Annotated in this window: 22 protein-coding genes and 2 tRNA genes; 10 read left to right on the forward strand and 14 right to left on the reverse strand. The window is 60.1% G+C overall.

Features of this window, described 5'->3' with window-relative positions; translation table 11 throughout:
* Nucleotides 1-19: 19 nt before the first annotated feature.
* The 3 genes from ACYCCG_RS12025 to ACYCCG_RS12035 all read right to left on the reverse strand — a co-directional run bounded on the left by ACYCCG_RS12025 (nucleotide 20) and on the right by ACYCCG_RS12035 (nucleotide 2,356).
* On the reverse strand, nucleotides 20-1,087 hold the full coding sequence (locus tag ACYCCG_RS12025; RefSeq protein ID WP_459670525.1) for a phosphotransferase family protein: 1,068 nt from the start codon (nucleotides 1,085-1,087) through the stop codon (nucleotides 20-22).
* 184 nt (nucleotides 1,088-1,271) lie between these two features.
* Complete coding sequence (locus tag ACYCCG_RS12030; RefSeq protein WP_003251077.1) at nucleotides 1,272-1,589, reverse strand: SCP2 sterol-binding domain-containing protein; 318 nt, start codon at nucleotides 1,587-1,589, stop codon at nucleotides 1,272-1,274.
* Nucleotides 1,590-1,645: 56 nt separating this feature from the next.
* Entirely contained in the window at nucleotides 1,646-2,356 is a 711-nt protein-coding gene (locus ACYCCG_RS12035) for a histidine phosphatase family protein (RefSeq protein ID WP_176682325.1), read from the reverse strand.
* 197 nt (nucleotides 2,357-2,553) lie between these two features.
* Between ACYCCG_RS12035 and sohB the strand changes: the two genes are divergently transcribed.
* The 4 genes from sohB (at nucleotide 2,554) to ACYCCG_RS12055 (ending at nucleotide 4,790) form a co-directional block, all read left to right on the forward strand.
* Nucleotides 2,554-3,579 carry a protease SohB gene (gene sohB / locus ACYCCG_RS12040; protein ID WP_339443011.1) on the forward strand — a complete coding sequence of 342 codons (1,026 nt, stop codon included), beginning with the start codon at nucleotides 2,554-2,556 and terminating at the stop codon, nucleotides 3,577-3,579.
* 154 nt (nucleotides 3,580-3,733) lie between these two features.
* Nucleotides 3,734-3,807: transfer RNA gene (locus tag ACYCCG_RS12045), tRNA-Cys, on the forward strand.
* A gap of 350 nt (nucleotides 3,808-4,157) precedes the next feature.
* Complete coding sequence (locus tag ACYCCG_RS12050) at nucleotides 4,158-4,355, forward strand: hypothetical protein (protein ID WP_176682367.1); 198 nt, start codon at nucleotides 4,158-4,160, stop codon at nucleotides 4,353-4,355.
* 135 nt (nucleotides 4,356-4,490) lie between these two features.
* The gene (locus tag ACYCCG_RS12055) at nucleotides 4,491-4,790 is read left to right on the forward strand and encodes a hypothetical protein (RefSeq protein WP_210023739.1); all 300 of its coding nucleotides are present in this window, start codon (nucleotides 4,491-4,493) and stop codon (nucleotides 4,788-4,790) included.
* A 127-nt stretch (nucleotides 4,791-4,917) separates the two neighbouring features.
* On the opposite strand, the gene ACYCCG_RS12060 is transcribed toward ACYCCG_RS12055, so the two are convergent.
* Nucleotides 4,918-6,015, reverse strand: a complete 1,098-nt coding sequence (locus tag ACYCCG_RS12060) for an SDR family oxidoreductase (RefSeq protein WP_209966990.1) — start codon at nucleotides 6,013-6,015, stop codon at nucleotides 4,918-4,920.
* A 72-nt stretch (nucleotides 6,016-6,087) separates the two neighbouring features.
* On the opposite strand from ACYCCG_RS12060, the gene ACYCCG_RS12065 reads away from it, so the two are divergent.
* Nucleotides 6,088-6,459 (forward strand): MerR family transcriptional regulator, encoded by a 372-nt coding sequence (locus ACYCCG_RS12065; RefSeq protein ID WP_209966988.1) that lies wholly within the window; start codon nucleotides 6,088-6,090, stop codon nucleotides 6,457-6,459.
* Between the two features lie 31 nt (nucleotides 6,460-6,490).
* On the opposite strand, the gene ACYCCG_RS12070 is transcribed toward ACYCCG_RS12065, so the two are convergent.
* From ACYCCG_RS12070 to adhP, 3 genes are all read right to left on the reverse strand, one after another.
* Nucleotides 6,491-6,727, reverse strand: a complete 237-nt coding sequence (locus ACYCCG_RS12070) for a hypothetical protein (protein ID WP_245355039.1) — start codon at nucleotides 6,725-6,727, stop codon at nucleotides 6,491-6,493.
* 277 nt (nucleotides 6,728-7,004) lie between these two features.
* Nucleotides 7,005-7,211: a DUF6434 domain-containing protein gene (locus ACYCCG_RS12075; RefSeq protein WP_019438758.1), complete on the reverse strand. Its 207-nt coding sequence runs from the start codon at nucleotides 7,209-7,211 to the stop codon at nucleotides 7,005-7,007.
* Between the two features lie 89 nt (nucleotides 7,212-7,300).
* Entirely contained in the window at nucleotides 7,301-8,311 is a 1,011-nt protein-coding gene (adhP, locus tag ACYCCG_RS12080; protein WP_459670530.1) for an alcohol dehydrogenase AdhP, read from the reverse strand.
* Between the two features lie 392 nt (nucleotides 8,312-8,703).
* Between adhP and ACYCCG_RS12085 the strand changes: the two genes are divergently transcribed.
* On the forward strand, nucleotides 8,704-8,898 hold the full coding sequence (locus ACYCCG_RS12085; RefSeq protein ID WP_003250932.1) for a hypothetical protein: 195 nt from the start codon (nucleotides 8,704-8,706) through the stop codon (nucleotides 8,896-8,898).
* A 1-nt stretch (nucleotide 8,899) separates the two neighbouring features.
* Here the strand turns inward: ACYCCG_RS12085 and ACYCCG_RS12090 are convergent, their stop codons facing one another.
* Together ACYCCG_RS12090 and ACYCCG_RS12095 are read right to left on the reverse strand one after the other, a co-directional pair.
* Nucleotides 8,900-9,313, reverse strand: coding sequence for a DoxX family protein (locus tag ACYCCG_RS12090; protein ID WP_209966984.1), 414 nt, complete (start codon nucleotides 9,311-9,313; stop codon nucleotides 8,900-8,902).
* A gap of 104 nt (nucleotides 9,314-9,417) precedes the next feature.
* Nucleotides 9,418-9,502: transfer RNA gene (locus tag ACYCCG_RS12095), tRNA-Leu, on the reverse strand.
* Nucleotides 9,503-9,702: 200 nt separating this feature from the next.
* Between ACYCCG_RS12095 and ACYCCG_RS12100 the strand changes: the two genes are divergently transcribed.
* From ACYCCG_RS12100 to ACYCCG_RS12115, 4 genes are all read left to right on the forward strand, one after another.
* The gene (locus ACYCCG_RS12100; protein WP_209966981.1) at nucleotides 9,703-9,978 is read left to right on the forward strand and encodes a hypothetical protein; all 276 of its coding nucleotides are present in this window, start codon (nucleotides 9,703-9,705) and stop codon (nucleotides 9,976-9,978) included.
* 84 nt (nucleotides 9,979-10,062) lie between these two features.
* Entirely contained in the window at nucleotides 10,063-11,223 is a 1,161-nt protein-coding gene (locus ACYCCG_RS12105; RefSeq protein WP_339443009.1) for a two-component system sensor histidine kinase NtrB, read from the forward strand.
* A 5-nt stretch (nucleotides 11,224-11,228) separates the two neighbouring features.
* Nucleotides 11,229-12,674, forward strand: a complete 1,446-nt coding sequence (locus ACYCCG_RS12110; RefSeq protein WP_209966977.1) for an ATPase domain-containing protein — start codon at nucleotides 11,229-11,231, stop codon at nucleotides 12,672-12,674.
* 11 nt (nucleotides 12,675-12,685) lie between these two features.
* A complete protein-coding gene (locus tag ACYCCG_RS12115) occupies nucleotides 12,686-13,039 on the forward strand; it encodes a response regulator (protein WP_339443008.1) in 354 nt (117 codons plus the stop codon).
* Nucleotides 13,040-13,078: 39 nt separating this feature from the next.
* On the opposite strand, the gene csrA is transcribed toward ACYCCG_RS12115, so the two are convergent.
* The 5 genes from csrA to modA form a co-directional block, all read right to left on the reverse strand.
* Complete coding sequence (gene csrA / locus ACYCCG_RS12120) at nucleotides 13,079-13,276, reverse strand: carbon storage regulator CsrA (RefSeq protein WP_012051904.1); 198 nt, start codon at nucleotides 13,274-13,276, stop codon at nucleotides 13,079-13,081.
* Nucleotides 13,277-13,529: 253 nt separating this feature from the next.
* Nucleotides 13,530-14,552 (reverse strand): DNA topoisomerase IB, encoded by a 1,023-nt coding sequence (locus ACYCCG_RS12125; RefSeq protein WP_339443007.1) that lies wholly within the window; start codon nucleotides 14,550-14,552, stop codon nucleotides 13,530-13,532.
* A gap of 57 nt (nucleotides 14,553-14,609) precedes the next feature.
* Nucleotides 14,610-15,701 carry a molybdenum ABC transporter ATP-binding protein gene (gene modC, locus ACYCCG_RS12130; protein WP_209966971.1) on the reverse strand — a complete coding sequence of 364 codons (1,092 nt, stop codon included), beginning with the start codon at nucleotides 15,699-15,701 and terminating at the stop codon, nucleotides 14,610-14,612.
* A 1-nt stretch (nucleotide 15,702) separates the two neighbouring features.
* Nucleotides 15,703-16,383 carry a molybdate ABC transporter permease subunit gene (modB, locus tag ACYCCG_RS12135; RefSeq protein ID WP_209966969.1) on the reverse strand — a complete coding sequence of 227 codons (681 nt, stop codon included), beginning with the start codon at nucleotides 16,381-16,383 and terminating at the stop codon, nucleotides 15,703-15,705.
* Nucleotides 16,383-17,141 (reverse strand): molybdate ABC transporter substrate-binding protein, encoded by a 759-nt coding sequence (gene modA / locus ACYCCG_RS12140; RefSeq protein ID WP_209966968.1) that lies wholly within the window; start codon nucleotides 17,139-17,141, stop codon nucleotides 16,383-16,385. Before modA ends, modB begins: the two co-directional genes overlap by 1 nt.
* Nucleotides 17,142-17,144: the final 3 nt, after the last annotated feature.

Here is a 17,144-nt window from a genome sequence, read left to right on the forward strand (position 1 = left end):
CCGTCGTCGTGGGCAGTGCTCAGAAGCTGGACTTGGCGATGACCTGCAAGGTCATTTGTTCCAGCAAACGGTTCATGTGAATGAACTGGGCGAAACGCTTGTCCTGGGTCTGGCCGTGGTAGTAGCGGTAGTAGATTTGCTGAACGATCCCTGCCAGGCGGAACAGGCCATAGCAATAGTAGTAATCGAAGTTGTCCAGGCGGATGCCGGAGCGCTCGGCGTAGTAATCGACGAACTGGCGGCGGCTGAGCATGCCCGGCGCGTTGCTTGGCTGGCGGCGCATCAGTTGCACTGGCGCCGGGTCGCCGGCTTCGATCCAGTAGGCCAGGCAGTTGCCCAGGTCCATGAGTGGGTCGCCCAGGGTGGCCATCTCCCAGTCCAGCACACCGATGATGCGCATGGGGTTGTCAGCATCCAGGATCACGTTGTCGAAACGGTAGTCGTTGTGCACGATGCCTGGGCGCGGGTGGTTGGCGGGCATTTTGTCGTGCAGCCAGGCGGTTACTTTTTCCCAGCGTGGTGCATCCGGTGTCAGGGCTTTTTCATAACGGCTGGTCCAGCCCTCGATCTGGCGCTGCACGTAGCCCTCCGGCTTGCCCAGGTCGGCCAGGCCGCAGGCGGTGTAGTCCACTTGGTGCAGCTCGACCAGGCGGTCGATGAAGCTTTTGCACAGGGCTTCGGTCCGGCTGGCGTCCAGGTTCAGTTCGGCCGGGATGTCCGAGCGCAGGATGATGCCCTTGACCCGTTCCATCACATAGAATTCGCCGCCGATCAGGCGGGTGTCGGTGCAGTGTGCGTAGGCCTTGGGGCAATAGGGGAAGCCACTGTTGAGCTGGTTGAGGATGCGGAACTCACGACCCATGTCGTGGGCCGACTTGGCCTTTTGACCGAAGGGAGGTCGGCGCAGCACGAACTCGCGGTCCGGGTAGCTGACCAGATAAGTGAGGTTGGAGGCGCCGCCAGGGAACTGGCTGATGCTCGGCAGGCCGTGCAGGCCGGGGATATTGGCTTTGAAGTAAGGGTCGATGACGGCCGCGTCGAGTTCTTCGCCGGGGCGTACCTGGGTGGACTGGTCGGTGAGCGTCATGCGTCTTCCTTATTCTCGATAGCAAGTACTATTGGGTAATCTAATGGTCCGCCGAGGTTGGAACAATCGTGCCATATGCCATATAGGTGAGGGTGTTGCTGGTGGATCACTGCACCGAATGCAGGCCAAAAAAAACCGAAGCCTGGCAGGCTTCGGTTTTTTGATCATCCGGTACTCCCAGCCCTCAGGACGGGAACAGTTCGCTGAGTTTCATCGACAGCATCATGTCGCCCTCAACCCGCAGCTTGCCGCCCATGAAGGCCTGCATGCCGTCGGTTTCGCCGCTGACGATACCCTTCAGCGTTTCGGCGTCCATCACCAGGGTGCAGTTGGCATCCGGGTTTTCGCCTTCCTGCAGGTCGCAGGTGCCGTCCTTGACGATCAGCGCGTAGTGCTTGTCTTCGTCGGTGATGTTGAAGCCGAACACCAGGTCCAGGCCGGCGGCAGCGGATGGGTTGAATTTCTCTTGCATCTTTTTGACGGCATCAGCTACGGAGGTCATGGCGCATTCCTTATAGAGTGATTTACACGTCCCCGCAGGGACACAACAAGCCGGGCTTATCGGTAGGTGACAAGCTCCGGCGCCCTCAACAGCTGCACATGGGCCTGGCTGTTGAAGGAAGTCAGTGCCACGTCGCGGCCGCGAAACTTCAGCTGGCTGAGCGACGTGTTGATGATCTGCCAGTTCAGCGCGAACGCCTGGCTGGGGGTAATACCGGTAACCAGGTGGAGCAGGGCGGCAATGGTGCCACCCGAGGTGAAGATAGCAACATGATCGCCGCTGCCGGCGCTGTCCAGCACGCGTTGCAGGCCCCCTTGTACGCGTGACGTAAACGAATGCCAGGTTTCCAGGCCATTATCGGCATGCTCGCCATCGTGCCAGCGCTGCACCATCAACGCGAACAGACGCTGAAACTCGCTGCGGTGCTGTGCGGCATTGCGCAGCACATGCAGGGCATCGGGCTCTTCCGGCAGCAGGTCGGGCAATAGGGCACGGATCACACCGTCGGCATCGAACTCATTGAATGCGGCGTCGGTCTCAACCGCCGGCACCGGGCAGCCGTTGGCGTGCAGCGCCTGCAGCGCCAGCCGAGCGGTATCCTGCTGGCGGCGCAGGTCGCCAGCCACGCAGCGGTCCAGCCGCACGCCCAACTGGGCCAGGTGTTCACCCAAGGCCTGGCTCTGGCGCACGCCCACGGGCGAGAGGACGTCGTAGTCATCGGCACCGAAGGAGGCTTGGCCATGTCGAATCAGGTAGAGATTGCCCACGGAAGGTTCCGGCCTGTTGGAGGTTGCTGCGAGGTTAGGATGCGGCACACGGGCTGTCAACGAAAAAACATACAAGCGTTTGAAAAGGTTGTTTGAAAGATGTTGCCAGCGTTTACACCGGCTGGCAGCTCTACAGGCGCAACGGTATGCTTGCAACAGTGACGCGCCGTAGTGGCGCAGGCATTTAAGGAGTCAACGTGGAGTTTCTTGCCGAATACGCAAGCTTTCTCGCCAAAACCGCCACCCTGGTCATCGCCATCCTGGTGGTGCTGTCTGCCATCGCCGGGCTGCGTGGCAAAGGTCGGCGCAAATCGGGCGGGCAATTACAGGTCACCCGCCTGAACGATTTTTACAAGGACCTGCGTGAGCGCCTGGAGTCCGGCCTGCTCGACAAGGCCCAGCTCAAAGCACTGCGCAAGCGGCAGGCGAAGGCAGAAAAGCAGCAGAAGAAGGGCAAGGCCGAGGCCGAGGACAAGAGCCGGGTATTCGTGCTGGATTTCGATGGCGACATCAAAGCCTCGGCCACCGAAAGCCTGCGCAACGAAATCACCGCACTGCTGACGCTCGCCACCGCGCGTGACGAAGTGGTACTGCGCCTGGAAAGCGGCGGTGGCCTGGTGCACAGTTACGGCTTGGCTGCATCGCAACTGGCGCGTATTCGTCAGGCGGGCATCCCGTTGACCGTGTGCATCGACAAGGTGGCTGCCAGTGGCGGCTACATGATGGCCTGCATCGGCGAGAAGATCGTCAGTGCCCCATTCGCCGTACTGGGGTCTATTGGCGTGGTGGCGCAGTTGCCCAACGTCAACCGCCTGCTGAAAAAGCACGACATCGACTTCGAAGTGCTGACTGCTGGTGAATACAAGCGCACCCTGACCGTCTTTGGCGAAAACACCGAGAAGGGCCGGGAGAAGTTCCAGGAGGACCTGGACATCACTCACCAGTTGTTCAAGGATTTCGTCTCCCGCTATCGTCCGCAACTGCACATCGACGAAGTCGCCACTGGCGAAGTCTGGCTGGGCGTGGCGGCGCTCAATCGCAAGCTGGTGGACGAGCTGCAGACCAGTGACGAGTACCTGAGCGAACGCGCACGCAACGCCAACCTGTTCCACCTGCACTATGCCCAACGCAAGAGCCTGCAGGAGCGTATTGGCATGGCCGCCAGCGGTACAGTGGAGAACACGGTGCTGGGCTTGTGGAGCAAACTCAGCCGCCTGCGCTAACACCTTGAACCTGTTGAAATTTTTTTTCGTTCAGGGGGTTGCAAGGTTAAAAGAATGAAGACATAATGGCGCCCATCGAAACGCAGCAAACTTCGAAAAAGGTTCAGCGTTTCAAGGAGATAGCAAAGCGCAAGCAGCTAGATCCGACCTTTGAGGCCGAGTAGCAAAGTGGTTATGCTCCGGATTGCAAATCCGTCTACGCCGGTTCGATTCCGACCTCGGCCTCCACCATTCGAAAGCCCCGCAGATTAACGTCTGCGGGGTTTTTCTTTATGGGTCGAAAAAACCAAGAGCTCGGTAACTTTTGGCATGGAGTTCCGAAACCTCTTAGCCAACCTTGAGTCGCAGTACTGCGTGATCAGGGCCGGCGTGCTGGGGGCCATTATGTCTAGTCAAACACTGAGCGCAGCTGCTTGAACCCGTAGATGTTGGCGGATGACCCGGTCCGGCTTGCGCTCGTCGTGTTGTTGTTCGGTCACTTCGTGGTTCTTGCGTGCAGGCGCCGCCTTTGCCGGGGACGCGTTATCGTTGAATTAGCGGTGATATGCTTCGCCGCTTACCAAACAGGGAGGGTGGTAATGAAACTGCGGGAGGGGCACAAGGCGTTTCAGGAATGGTTCACGCCGAGGCGGCGTAGGCGAGCGGGCGGAATCTTACTCGCCATCTGGGCTGTCGGCATCTTCATCTACCCTGGCCAGCACTGGATCTATGTATTGACGCCAGGGATCATGTGGTTCTTGAGCGCATGGCCGCCGGAGCTTCACGACAAGCGCTGAGTCTCTGGCGGGGCTGCTGAATAGCCGATTGTCCGATTCAGCTCACAGATGAGTCAGACGAATTTGCGTAAAACTGCACGTTCGCTATGGTGGCAATAAACCACCTGACTACAACTAAAGTCGTAGGAGCGCCTCATGAGAATACGCGGTGATGTTTTCTGGGCCTGGGCTGACCCGACGCTTCATCACCGAACTCACGACGAGACACTCGACGATGGGACATACATTGATGTCCAGACGCGGCTGTCGCGGACAGGCAACACGCAGATGTTCATCGGGGTGTACGCCCCAGGCGGCATGGCTATCCATGAAGAGACCTTCGATTCTCGCCCTGGCGAGTCGATGACCAGGGCGTTGGCGTGGGGCGTTGGTCGGGCCCGACGTGTCGCCACTGAAGGTGCGCCTGCCGTAGGCGTTCTGGCTGCCTCGAAATAGCGGCCAGGCGCGCAGCGCCGGAGGTCGAGCGGTGACTTACTGTCATCAGCGAAGACGCAGTGCATGAAACCCCTGCGTCTCCAGACTTCCAGCAAGCCGGCAGGGAAGGCTTCATCGGCCTGGCCCGTTATCCTCGCTGGCCAGCGCCTTCTCTTTTGGACTTTTTCATCAAGTAGTCGCTGACATAGCGCACCGTGTTTTCCAAGGCCTGCGTCATGTCGGGATGGGTAAACGCGTACTTGCGCTCCAATTGCCTGCTGTTTCCCATGTCGAAGCGCTGCGTCTGAATAAAGTTCAAGGACTCGGCGCTGATCGCCAAGCGGGTCGCCAGTCCTGGAATCGTCAATATCGACCTGAGCAACCCTATGGGTACATGGCGGCGGGGGGCCTTGACCTTTAGCGTGTCTGCGATCTGCAAAAGCATTCCCTGCAAGTTCGGTGTTCGCTCATACAGCGCCAGAACTTGCCGGTTGGCCATGGAGGGGTCGAACGCCACGCAAGTTATCATGTTCACCAGATAATCGACGCTGACCAATGGCAACCAGTGACTGGCGGAACCGGGAACAGCTTTGAACCGGCCTTGTGCCAGATTGCGAATGAGTTCGGCAAGCGGTTGTCCGTCCAGGATATGCCCGTTCTCGCTGTGGCCGCACACCGTAGCAGGGTGAACAATCGTGTAATCCGCATCCGCGTCTTGCATATAGCGGATGACTGCAAAATGGGACTCGAGTTTGCTGCCTTCGTAGCCGCCTACACGGGCGTAGACCGCGGGCCAGTTTGTGTTTTCAGGGCACTGAATATCAACCCCGATACTGGCAAGGTGGTTGAGGTTTTGCAGCATGAAGCCGCCTACCATGAGCAATCGGATGCGCTGGTCGGCCGCAAGCCTGGCCACTCTCAAAGCACCTTGGACATTGACTGTGCGGGCGCGTTCCGGTGTCAGCCCCCAGGAAAATTCCGCCGCGAGATGGAAAAATACAGCGGCCGAAGTGACGCATTCTTTGTCTGATTTGCTGAGGCCAAGCCCCTCCTGGCTGATATCGCCTTCAACGGCATGGATATACTCAGGGTTACCCCCCAGTTGGCCTACCTGCTCCTTGAGGCGCTCGATGTTGCCGGGGCTGCGCATCAGCACCCAGGTCTTGTGTCCTTGCGCAGTAAGACCGGCCAGCAAGTGTTGCCCCACAAAGCCGCTGCCGCCGGTGACAAAGCATTCCACACTCATGTTTGAATCCTTGTTTGGATGATGGGCGCAGGCTAAGGTGTAGAGCCTGCTCTACAGTCAAGGATTTTTAACGTGAATATTGGAGAGTTGGAGCGCCGGAGTGGGCTCAGCCGCCATGCATTGCGCTATTACGAACAGCTCGGGCTTATCGAGCCACACCGACAAGCCAACAACTACCGCAGTTACAGTGAACAGACCGTTGTTGACTTGGCCTTCATACAGAGCGCCCAGAGCGGGGGCTTTTCACTTGCTGAGATCGGGGGCATCCTTGCGGCCAGGCGGGGTAACACGATCGACTGCGCGCAAGGCGCCGCCTTGGTCGCCGCCAAGATGGCCGAGATTCAAACGAAGATCACCACGCTACAAGCCGCTTATGTTTTTCTGGACGCGGAGCGTGCGAAGCTTGAAGCCAGTGCAATTGCCAATGGGCAGATGATTCCTTGACGTCCTGTCCATGACCCTTTTCGATCGAGCATCAGCCTTCAGGTAAGGTTACACCGCAGATAAACTCATGCGTCCCCAAGCGGTGCGAGCCGAATTCCACCACGTAGCCATCTCCTCTGCGCTCCGCCTCTGCCATGGCCGTTTTCTGGTCAGCATAAACGTCGACGAAATGCCATGGATGTCGGTCTCTCAGGACCCCCCATCCGATTACCCAGCCTTCCCGCGAAGGGTCCGGCGGCAGGTGCTTCGCCAAGCTTCGAATGGACATACCTAGCTCCTCAATATGCACAGGCTCGCCATTGCAGGCTGAGCACTTTTCTTGAACCTCACCTCGCGGGCGTCGGTCTTTAGCATGAAGGATGAGTGATATTTCCAGGTTTGCTGATCAAATATTGAAATGTTCGTAGTCTATGGTTGAACGCAAGCCAATTTCACCAGCGAGGGAGTGAGGAAATGGATTATTCCAGCATGGTTGAATCGTTGGACAAGATGTTGAAAGCAACGGCTGCAGCCAAAGGCTGCCTCCAGCCGTCAGATGCAAAGTGTCACCCATACCTCCGTAGCCATTCATCCGCGACGTCACCCATGGTTGATGGGGTGCCACTTTTGATCCAAAGCATGAATCCACGGTCGAACTTGAATGCCGCCCCGCACTCGCTGAGCAGAAACTGACGAACCTTCTGCGTGTTACGGTAATGCTTGTCCAGTGGAGTCGTACGGGTAATCGGCCCAGCGTGCCAGTCGACGGTCATGGTCTGTTCCTTGACTATTGAGAAGGCAAAAGCCCGTAGGTGGTCATCTACGGGCTTTGCGATGGTTTCAAATAATCTGGGTCGGCCTGTCAGCCTTCGAACTGTATCACCATCCGGCCTTTGATCTTGCCCTCGAGCATCTCGTCAAAGATCTGGTTGATATCCTCGATCGGTCGCAGCGTCACCTTGGGCACCACTTTGCCTTCAGCGGCGAACTGGAAGGCTTCCTGCAGGTCCTGGCGTGTACCTACCAGCGAGCCCACTACTTCGATCCCATCAAGCACCAGGCGGGGAATATTCAGGTCCATGGACTCCGACGGAAGCCCGACGGCCACCAGTCGCCCGCCAGCGCGCAAGGCATCGACGGCCGAGTTGAACGCGCCTTTGGCCACGGCAGTCACGACGGCAGCATGTGCGCCACCGGTCTTGGCCTGGATGACCTTCGCGGCGTCTTCGTTGAGCGGGTTGACGACCAGATCCGCGCCCATCTCGCTGGCGAAGCGCAGTTGCTCTTCGTTGACGTCGATGGCGATGACTTTGGCGTTGAACACGTTCTTGGCATATTGCAGGGCCAGGTTGCCCAGACCGCCGAGCCCGTAGATGGCGATCCATTGGCCGGCGCGAACGTTGGAGATCTTCACTGCCTTGTAGGTCGTGACGCCAGCGCAGGTGATGCTGCTGGCGGCAGCGGAGTCGAGGCCGTCGGGTACTTTAACCGAGTAGTCGGCCTTGACGATGCAGGCCTCGGCCATGCCGCCGTCCACGGTGTAGCCGGAATTCTTCACGGCGCGGCACAGGGTTTCGTTGCCGCTGTTGCAATATTCGCAGTGTCCGCAGCCCTGATAGAACCAGGCAACGCTGGCACGGTCGCCTGGCTTGAGCGAGGTGACGCCCGGGCCAACTTCCTGGACGACACCAATACCTTCGTGGCCCAGTACTACACCGGTCTTGTCACCAAAGTCGCCATTTTTCACGTGCAGGTCGGTATGGCACACCCCGCAGCACTGCATCTTCAGCAGCGCTTCGCCGTGTTCGAGAGGGCGCAGGGTTTTCTCTACCACGTCCACGCGACGGCCAGGTGCAACGACAGCAGCTTTCATAAGAGCCTCCGTGTATATCCGATGTGAGCTTGGGTTATCGCCGGGACAGCATAGACCTTGCCTGGCCAGGCAAAACTGCTTCAGGTCATGGTCGTGGTGGACGCGCCCATAAAATGCCTGCTTAGGCCTGACTGGCATGTGCGGAAAAAAGAAAAGCCCGCGGCAATGATGCGGCGGGCTGCAAGAACGTACGGAGCAGGGTCAGTGTGCCCATCCGGATGTCGGCATTTCGTGAAAACCATAAAAAAGCCCGCCATAAAGGGCGGGCAAAAGACGTTTGAAGGGAGAGCCTGCAGGCTGCGCCGTGCCGGTTAACCCAGGATTAAGCGACAATGCATTGACCCGGCACCCTGATCAGCCTATACAGGCCTGCCATTATCCCAGGAGCCAGCATGCGCGACGAAGACGACCTGCACGAGCCCGAGCACGATCACCTGCTCGACCACGAATTTCTCTACGACGACGTGGAGCCCGAGGCAGATGCCCAGGGCGCCGAGGATGAAGTGGAGGAAGACGAGGAAACGCTGGATGATCTCGATGATGAAGAGCGCGATCACCCAGCCTGGTTCGACGACTGCGACGACTGACTCAGCGACCGTCCACCGAGAACCGTCCGGGCCCGCTTACCGCCAGTAGCAGCAGGCCGCCCATGATGCTGAGGTTTTTCAGAAACTGGGTCATGTTGGTGCTGCGCTCGGGGTCGACCATGTTCCAGAACGGGTGGCCAAGCAGCGCCGTGCCCAGTACGAACAGCGCGAACAGGAACGCCAGTGGCCGCGTGTAGAAACCGAGGATCAACAGGATTGCGACGACGAACTCCATGATGACAGCAATCCCTGCTGCCAGCATCGGGGCAGGGGCGCCGAGCGAGGTCATGTAGCCTACCGTGCCTTCGAAGCCGGTCAGCTTGGCCCAGCCAGACAAGACGAACAGGATCATCAGCAGTATGCGGGCGATCAGGATAATGATGTCGCGTTGACCATCGAACAGGGAGTAGCGCATGGCGGCGTTCCAGTGGACGGGTACAAGCTCCACTTTAGCAGCTGCGCAAGACATTGCCGTCAGGCAGCAAAAAGGCGCCGCAAGGGCGCCTTTTCAACGAAGTTTGGTGCGAGTGGCGGGACTCGAACCCGCAAGGCTCACGCCGACAGATTTTAAGTCTGCTGTGTATACCAATTCCACCACACTCGCACGCTTGAAGGGGTCGCAACGACCAGCTCGCTTCTAGGCAGAAGGGCTTCGCAATCAAGCGCGCTTTATAACCCATTGTTATAGTTGAGTCAACTGCAGCACCTATGATCAACAGATAGAAGGGTCGATCGAACGGGCAATTGACACCTTGCCATCACTGCGCCAGTGTTGCCCATTAATGGATCCAAGAGTGCTCCGTAATGACTCAGGGCCGAGTTGGCGAAGGTGTGGTGCGTCCACGGTTATTCTGGCGGCTGGTGTTCGCGCAGGTGCTCGTGCTGGGTGCATTTCTTTACATCAGCCTGATCAGCCTGGGCGGGTACCTGTTGTTGCTGGGCTTCGATGCAGAGCACTCACAGCAGCAGCGTATGTTGGCACTGGCCGGCGGTGGTATGATCATGGTGCTGAGCCTGTGGTTGCTGAAAGTGGCCATGCCGCGTCGCATCAGCCCGGCGCTGACCGAGCCGGAACGCTGACAGCCTGTAGTCGTTCAGCGGTCTACTGGCAGGCGCTCCGGGCTACGCTCATTTCCTCCCTCCTGCTGTGCCAGTGGAGTTTGCATGGTTCCAGCTGACTGCCTCGACTATTCCGTCATGCCTGCCCATCGTTATGAACAGCTGGTTCAGTCGGTGGTGGATTATGCCATCTACATGCTCGACCCTTCCGGCCATGTGGTGTCGTGGAACGCCGGCGCACAACGGATCAAGGGTTACCGTGGAGATGAAGTGATCGGCAAGCACTTTTCGTTGTTCTTCACCCCCCAGGATTGTGCGGATGGCCGCCCCGAGCGCCTGCTGCGCCAGGCGCTGGAGCAGGGTGGGGCGCAGGACGAAGGCTGGCGGGTGCGCAAGGACGGTACACAGTTCTGGGCCCTGGCTGCACTGGATGTGATCCGTGATGAAAATGGCCAGATCATTGGCCTGGCCAAGGTGACACGCGATATCACTGACCGTCGCGAGTCGGCGCTGCAGCTGGACGCAGTGCGCGCCCAGCTGTTCCAGGCGCAGAAGCTTGAAGCCCTCGGCCAGTTGACCGGTGGTCTGGCGCACGACTTCAACAACATGTTGACCATCATCATCAGCTCGGCCCGCCTGGCGCTGGCCACCCAGGACCCGGCTCGCGCCCAGCGCATGTTGCAGCACATCCTCGATGCCAGCCAGCGCGGTACCGAACTGACCCAGCAACTGCTCAGCTTTGCTCGTCACCGCAAGTTCGATGTGGCCAGCGTTGCCCCGGCAGACGTGGTGACCGCTACGCGTGGCCTGCTTGAGCATGCTTTGCCAGGCTCAATTGACTTGGAGGTATTGCTGCAACCGGACCTGCCGCTGATCGAGGTGGATGCCGGGCAACTGCAGATGGTGTTGCTCAACCTGTTGTTCAATGCCCGTGATGCCATCGAGGGGCATGGCCGGATCAGCCTGACTGTCGATGTGGTCGAGCTGCTCGGCGAAGTTGAAGGGCTCAAGGGCAGCTTCGTACGCTTCAAGGTGGAAGACAGCGGCGAAGGTATACCCAAAGAGATACTGCCGCGTATCTTCGAGCCGTTTTTCACCACCAAGCCTTTCGGCAAGGGTACCGGCCTGGGGCTCAGCCAGGTCTATGGTTTCGCCCGGCAAAGTGGCGGTGCGATTTATGTCGACAGCGAGCCTGGCCGGGGAACTTGCATGCGACTGTACTTGCCAATGTATCAGGACCAGACGGATAGCCCACTCGACAGGTAGACAACATGGCACAGGCACTGAAGCGGCTGGTAACGGGGATCGACGGGCTCGACGCGTTGCTCAAGGGCGGCCTGATCGCTGGCGCCTCCTACATTATCCAAGGGCCGCCGGGGGCCGGTAAGACCATCCTTGCCAATCAGCTGGCCTGTGGCCACGTGCGTGGCGGTGGTCGGGTGCTGGTGGCCACGTTGCTGAGCGAGTCGCATGAACGCTTGTTCCAGTATCTGTCCACGCTGGACTTCTTCGACCCGGCGCTGGTCGGCGAACAAATCCAGTTCGTCAGTGCCTTTGATACGCTTGAGCAGGACGGGCTGGATGCAGTGGTGCGCTTGCTGCGTCAGGAAATTGCCCGGCAACAGGCCAGCCTGCTGATCGTCGACGGTGTGCTCAATGCTCGGGTACGTGCGGAAACCGCGCTGGACACCAAAAAGTTCGTCTCTGAGCTGCAGGGGCATGCAGCCTTTGCCGGCTGCACCGTTCTGCTGTTGACCAGTGCCCGGCTGGACGAGGGCAGCCCGGAACACACCATGGTCGATGGCGTGATCGAACTGGGTGAGCAACTGGTGGGCAGCCGCGCAGTGCGCCATGTTCAATTGCGCAAGACCCGTGGTAGTGGTGCGTTGTCGGGGCGTCACGAATGCCTTGTCGATGAGTCCGGCATGCAGGTTTATCCTCGCCTGGAAGCGTTGTTCAGCCACCCCAGCCAGTTGGGCAGCGGCACTTTGGCGCGTATCAGCAGCGGTGTGCCAACCTTCGATGAAATGCTTGGCGGTGGCTTGGCCACTGGGTCAGTCAGCCTGTTGATGGGGCCTTCGGGAAGTGGCAAGACGTCATTGGGCCTGGCCTTTCTCGGTGCCAGCACCCCGCAGGAACCGGGGTTGCATTTCGGTTTTTACGAAACGCCCGAACGCCTGCGCAGCAAGGCCGCTTCGCTCGGTTACGATTTTGCCGCGATGGAACAGGGTGGTAGCTTGCAACTGTGCTGGCAGCCGACCACCGAGGGGTTGCTGGACCAGGTTGGCGCGCGGCTGCTGGAGTGTGTGGCGGCGCAGGGCAGCAAGCGCGTGGTGATCGACAGCCTTGGCGCATTCAGCCGGCTGGCAATTGACTCGACGCGGCTCAATGCGTTTTTCCGCGCGCTGGCGGGTGAGTTGCGCGCGCGCGATGTCAGTGTGATCCTGACCTGGGAGATGCGCGACATCTTCGGCGCGGAAATCAGCGCCCCCGCACCGGACCTGTCGAGTATCGTCGACAACCTTATGCTGATGCGCTTTGTCGAACTGGACTCGCAACTACGGCGCATGCTGTCGGTCCTCAAAGTACGTGACAGCCATCATGACCCGGCATTGCACGAGCTGCTGATCGGGCCGCAAGGCATTACCTTGCGCAAGGCGTTCGAAGGTGCCTGTGGTGTGCTCTCGGGAACGCCGATGCCGCAGGGGAGCGGGTGACGGACGAGCCGATGAACACCATCCTGATTGTCGATGACGAATACCTGATCGCCGATATCCTCGGTTTTGCCCTGGAGGACGAAGGTTTCCAGGTGGAAAAGGCGAGCAATGGCTGCAAAGCACTGGAGGCGTTGAAGGAAAAACGCGTGCAGCTGGTGATTACCGACTACATGATGCCGCTACTCAATGGCGAGGAGTTGGCGCGTGCCATACGCGAGGACCCGGCGTTAAGCGAGTTGCCGGTCATCCTCATGAGCGGCGCGCAGGCCAGCCAAGGATGTCCGGCCCTGTTTGCCGCAATATTCGACAAGCCATTCGACATGGATGAGATGATCGCCACGGTGCATCAGTTAATGGGCGCCTGAGGCTGGCGGTCGAGCGCATCCATGCCCCTTAGGGGAGGCTCAATGCGAGTCTTCGTGTTTCTCCGGAGCCGGGCTGCCGGCCTGGATGCGTTTGAAGATCTCTTCTCGATGGACCTGGACATCTTTCGGTGCATCGATACCGATCCTCACCTGCATCCCTTTGACGCCCAGAATGGTGACTTTGATGTCATCGTTGATGACGATGCTTTCGCCAACCTTACGGGTGAGTATCAGCATGTAGTTCTCCTTGGTAATGTAAGAGTCCGCAGGGCTAGTTGCCGCGGCGGCGGGAGCTTGTCCCTCTTCCTTCTCATTAAAGACGCTTTCGGCGGATAGGAATTCCCCGACAGACAAATTCTGTTGCGTGTCTTCAGTTGCAGGTGCCAAAGCAAACCGTCAACGGTTTGTCGGCCAAGGCGCTCGCTGCCAAGAATAGGGGGGTTGGCGGCTAATGGGAAATTTCTTCGCATCATGGGCTGAATAGACAAGCTCAATGGTCGTCCTGTTCCTCGAGAGCCTGAAGAAACAACAGCAAGGCCACTTCCTCCGGGTCCAGGCCTTTGCGCGCACGTTTTTTCGGCAGATTGGCCAGGCGCCCCAAGGCATAGTGCTCCAGGACTGCCGGGTGGATGTAGCAGCGCCTGCACACGGCCGGCGTATTGCCCAAGCGTGTGGCGACCTGGCGGACTATCGCGGCGACCTGGCGTTTGGCTTCACTCTCCGGCTCCCAGGCCAAGGGCCTCAGCAGGTTCAATGCCAGGCTGCTGCCGGCCCAGGTGCGATAGTCCTTGGCGGTGAAGTCGGCGCCGGTCAACTGCTGCAAAAACTGATTGACCTCGCTGGAGCCGACACTATGGCGCTGGCCGTTTTCATCCAGGTACTGAAACAGCGCCTGCCCAGGCAGTTCCATGCAGCGTTTGAGCAAGTTGGCCAGGCGCCGGTCATTGACGGTGACGCTGTGTTCGACGCCGCGCTTGCCGCGGAACTGGAAGCGAATGTTGCTGCCTTTGACCTGTACATGGCGATTGCGCAGGGTGGTCAGTCCATACGACTTGTTATCGCGCAGGTAGCGCTGGTTGCCAATGCGAATCAGGGTGTGGTCCAGCAGGCTCACTACCAGCGCCATTACCTTTTCCCGGTCCAGCCCTGGCCGCGCCAGGTGGGCTTGCAACTGTGTGCGCAGCGTTGGCAGGGCCTGGGCGAACGCAAGCATGCGCCCATATTTGTGCTGGTCGCGCAGTTCGCGCCACTGCGCGTGGTAGCGGTACTGCTTGCGGCCACGGGCATCGCGGCCGGTGGCTTGCAGATGGCCTTGCGGATCGGCGCAGATCCACACATCGGTGTAGGCCGGGGGAATCACCAGTGCGGCGATGCGCGAGAGGGTGTCGCTGTCGCGTACCCGTTGGCCATCGGCATCCAGATAGATGAAGCGGTCGCGCCAGCGCCGACGGGTCAGGCCCGGCTGGCTGTCGTCAACGTAGTGCAGGGTGCGCGGCATGGGGCAGTCGAGCATGGGCTGCAGGCCTCGATCAGGTCACTGATCAATGGACAATATGCGCGCGAAGGATGCTCAACCCAAAAGGGCAACCGACTTGATCTGGGCGAACAGTACCTGCCCTGGATGCAAGCCGAGCTGGTCTGCCGAGAAGCGGGTGATGCGTGCAAGCAGGGCATTGCCCCCGGCATCCAGGCTGACCAGCACATGCGCCGGGTTGGCCGCCGGGCGGCTCTCGCGTACGCGCACCGGCAGGCGGTTGAGGATGCTCGATGCGCTGTCCGCCGCCAGTGCCAGGCTGACGTCCCGGGCCTGCACCTTGACGCGCAGGGTGCTGCCCATCTCCTGCGCAGCGTGGGTGATGCGCAGCAGCGGCCCGCTGCTGCCGGGCAGGCGTAGGTCAAGCAGGCCGTAGTGCGGGTCGTGCCCTACCACCATACCCTCGAACACTACGCCGGCATCGTCGCCCTGGGCCAGCGACAGGTCGAGGCGAGCCAGAGTCTCGCCGATCGGGCCGCTGGCGATCGCTCGGCCTTGTTCCAGCAACACCAGGTGGTCGGCCAGCCGCGCGACTTCATCCTGGGCGTGGCTGACATAGATCAGCGGGATGTCCAGTTCGTCGTGCAGGCGCTCCAGGAAGGGCAGTATCTCGCGCTTGCGCGGTCCGTCGAGGGCTGCCAGCGGCTCGTCCATCAACAGCAGCCGTGGGCTGCTGAGCAGGGCGCGGGCAATACCCACCCGCTGCGCCTCGCCACCAGACAGGGTTGCCGGGCGGCGGTCCAGCAAGTGGCCGATACCCAGCAGTTGGCAAGCCTGGTCGAGGCTGACCTTGCGTTCAGCGGGCGCTACCCGGCGCCAGCCGAACGCAAGGTTGCCGCGCACTGACAGGTGCGGGAACAGGCTGGCTTCCTGGAACACATAACCCACCGGGCGCAGGTGCGGTGCCTGGAAGTAGCCACGGGTGCTGTCTTCCCAGACTTCGCCGTTGACTTCGATATAGGCGCTGGCGGCCCGCTCCAGCCCGGCCAGGCAGCGCAGGCAGCTGGTTTTACCAGAGCCGGAGTGACCGAACAGGGCGCTGATGCCGCGCCCGGGCAGGTGCAGGTTGACGTCCAGGGTAAAGTCGTCGCGTGCCAGTTTCAGGCGCGCCACAATCGATGCGGTCATTTCAGCTCCAGCCAGCTTTGCCGCGGCGTCCAGCGTACAGCAGGAGCAGCACCAGGAAAGAGAACACCAGCATGGCACCGGCCAGCCAGTGGGCTTGCGAGTACTCCATGGCTTCGACGTGATCGAAAATTTGCACCGAAACCACGCGGGTCTTGTCGGGGATGTTGCCACCGATCATCAGTACGACGCCAAACTCGCCCACCGTGTGGGCAAAGCCGAGGATGCTGGCAGTGACGAAGCCAGGGCGGGCCAGCGGCAGCACCACATGAACGAAGGTGTCCCATGGGCTGGCGCGCAGGGTAGCGGCGACTTCCAGGGGCCGCTGGCCGATCGCGGCAAAGGCATTCTGCAGTGGTTGCACCACGAACGGCATGGAGTACACCGTCGAGCCAATCACCAGGCCTGTGAAGCTGAACACCACACTGCCCAGGCCCAGCGCCTGGGTGGCCTGGCCGAGCCAGCCGTGCGGGCCAAGGGCGATCAACAGGTAAAAGCCGATCACCGTCGGTGGCAGTACCAGCGGCAGTGCCACCACCGCGCCCACCGGCCCGCGCAGCCATGAGCGCGTGCGGGCAAGCCACCAGGCGACGGGTGTGCCGATAACCAGCAGGATCAGGGTGGTCAGGCTGGCCAGTTTTACGGTCAGCCAGATGGCGCCCAGGTCACTGGCGTCCAGTGGCATCAGCGTTCATAACCATAGGATTTGATCACCGCTGCGGCTTTCGGACCTTTGAGGTACTCGACCAGTGCCTTGGCGGCCGCATTGTCCTTGCCTTTGTTGAGGATGACGGCGTCCTGGCGGATCGGGTCATGCAGATTGGACGGCACGATCCAGGCCGAGCCATTGGTTACCTTGCCATCCCTGTAGATCTGCGACAGAGCGACGAAGCCCAGCTCGGCGTTGCCGGTGGAGACGAACTGGAAGGCCTGGGTGATGTTCTGGCCTTCGACGATCTTGCCTTTGGTGGCCTCGGTGAGCTTCAGCCTGTCCAGTACCTGGGTGGCGGCCAGGCCGTAAGGTGCCGCTTTCGGGTTGGCGATGGACAGGTGTTTATATGCGTTCTTCTTCAGCACTTCACCCTTGGCATCTACGTAGCCTTCCTTCGCAGACCACAGGGCCAGAGTGCCGATGGCGTAGGTAAAGCGCGAGCCGGGTACGGTTTCCTTTTCCGCTTCAAGCTTCTTGGGGGTGGTGTCGTCAGCGGCGAGGAACACCTCGAACGGTGCACCGTTCTTGATCTGCGCATAGAACTGCCCGGTGGCGCCATAGGCCGCGACCAGTTTGTGGCCGGTGTCCTTTTCGAAGGCCTTGGCGATGGCCTGGACAGGGGCTGTGAAGTTGGCTGCGACCGCGACCTGGACTTCGTCGGCCCAGGCCGTGTTGAACGCGAGCAGGCTGGCCAGGGCAGTGACGGCCAACTGGGGCGAGCGAATACGCATGAA

The sequence above is a fragment of the Pseudomonas sp. VEM90 genome (assembly GCF_054611535.1).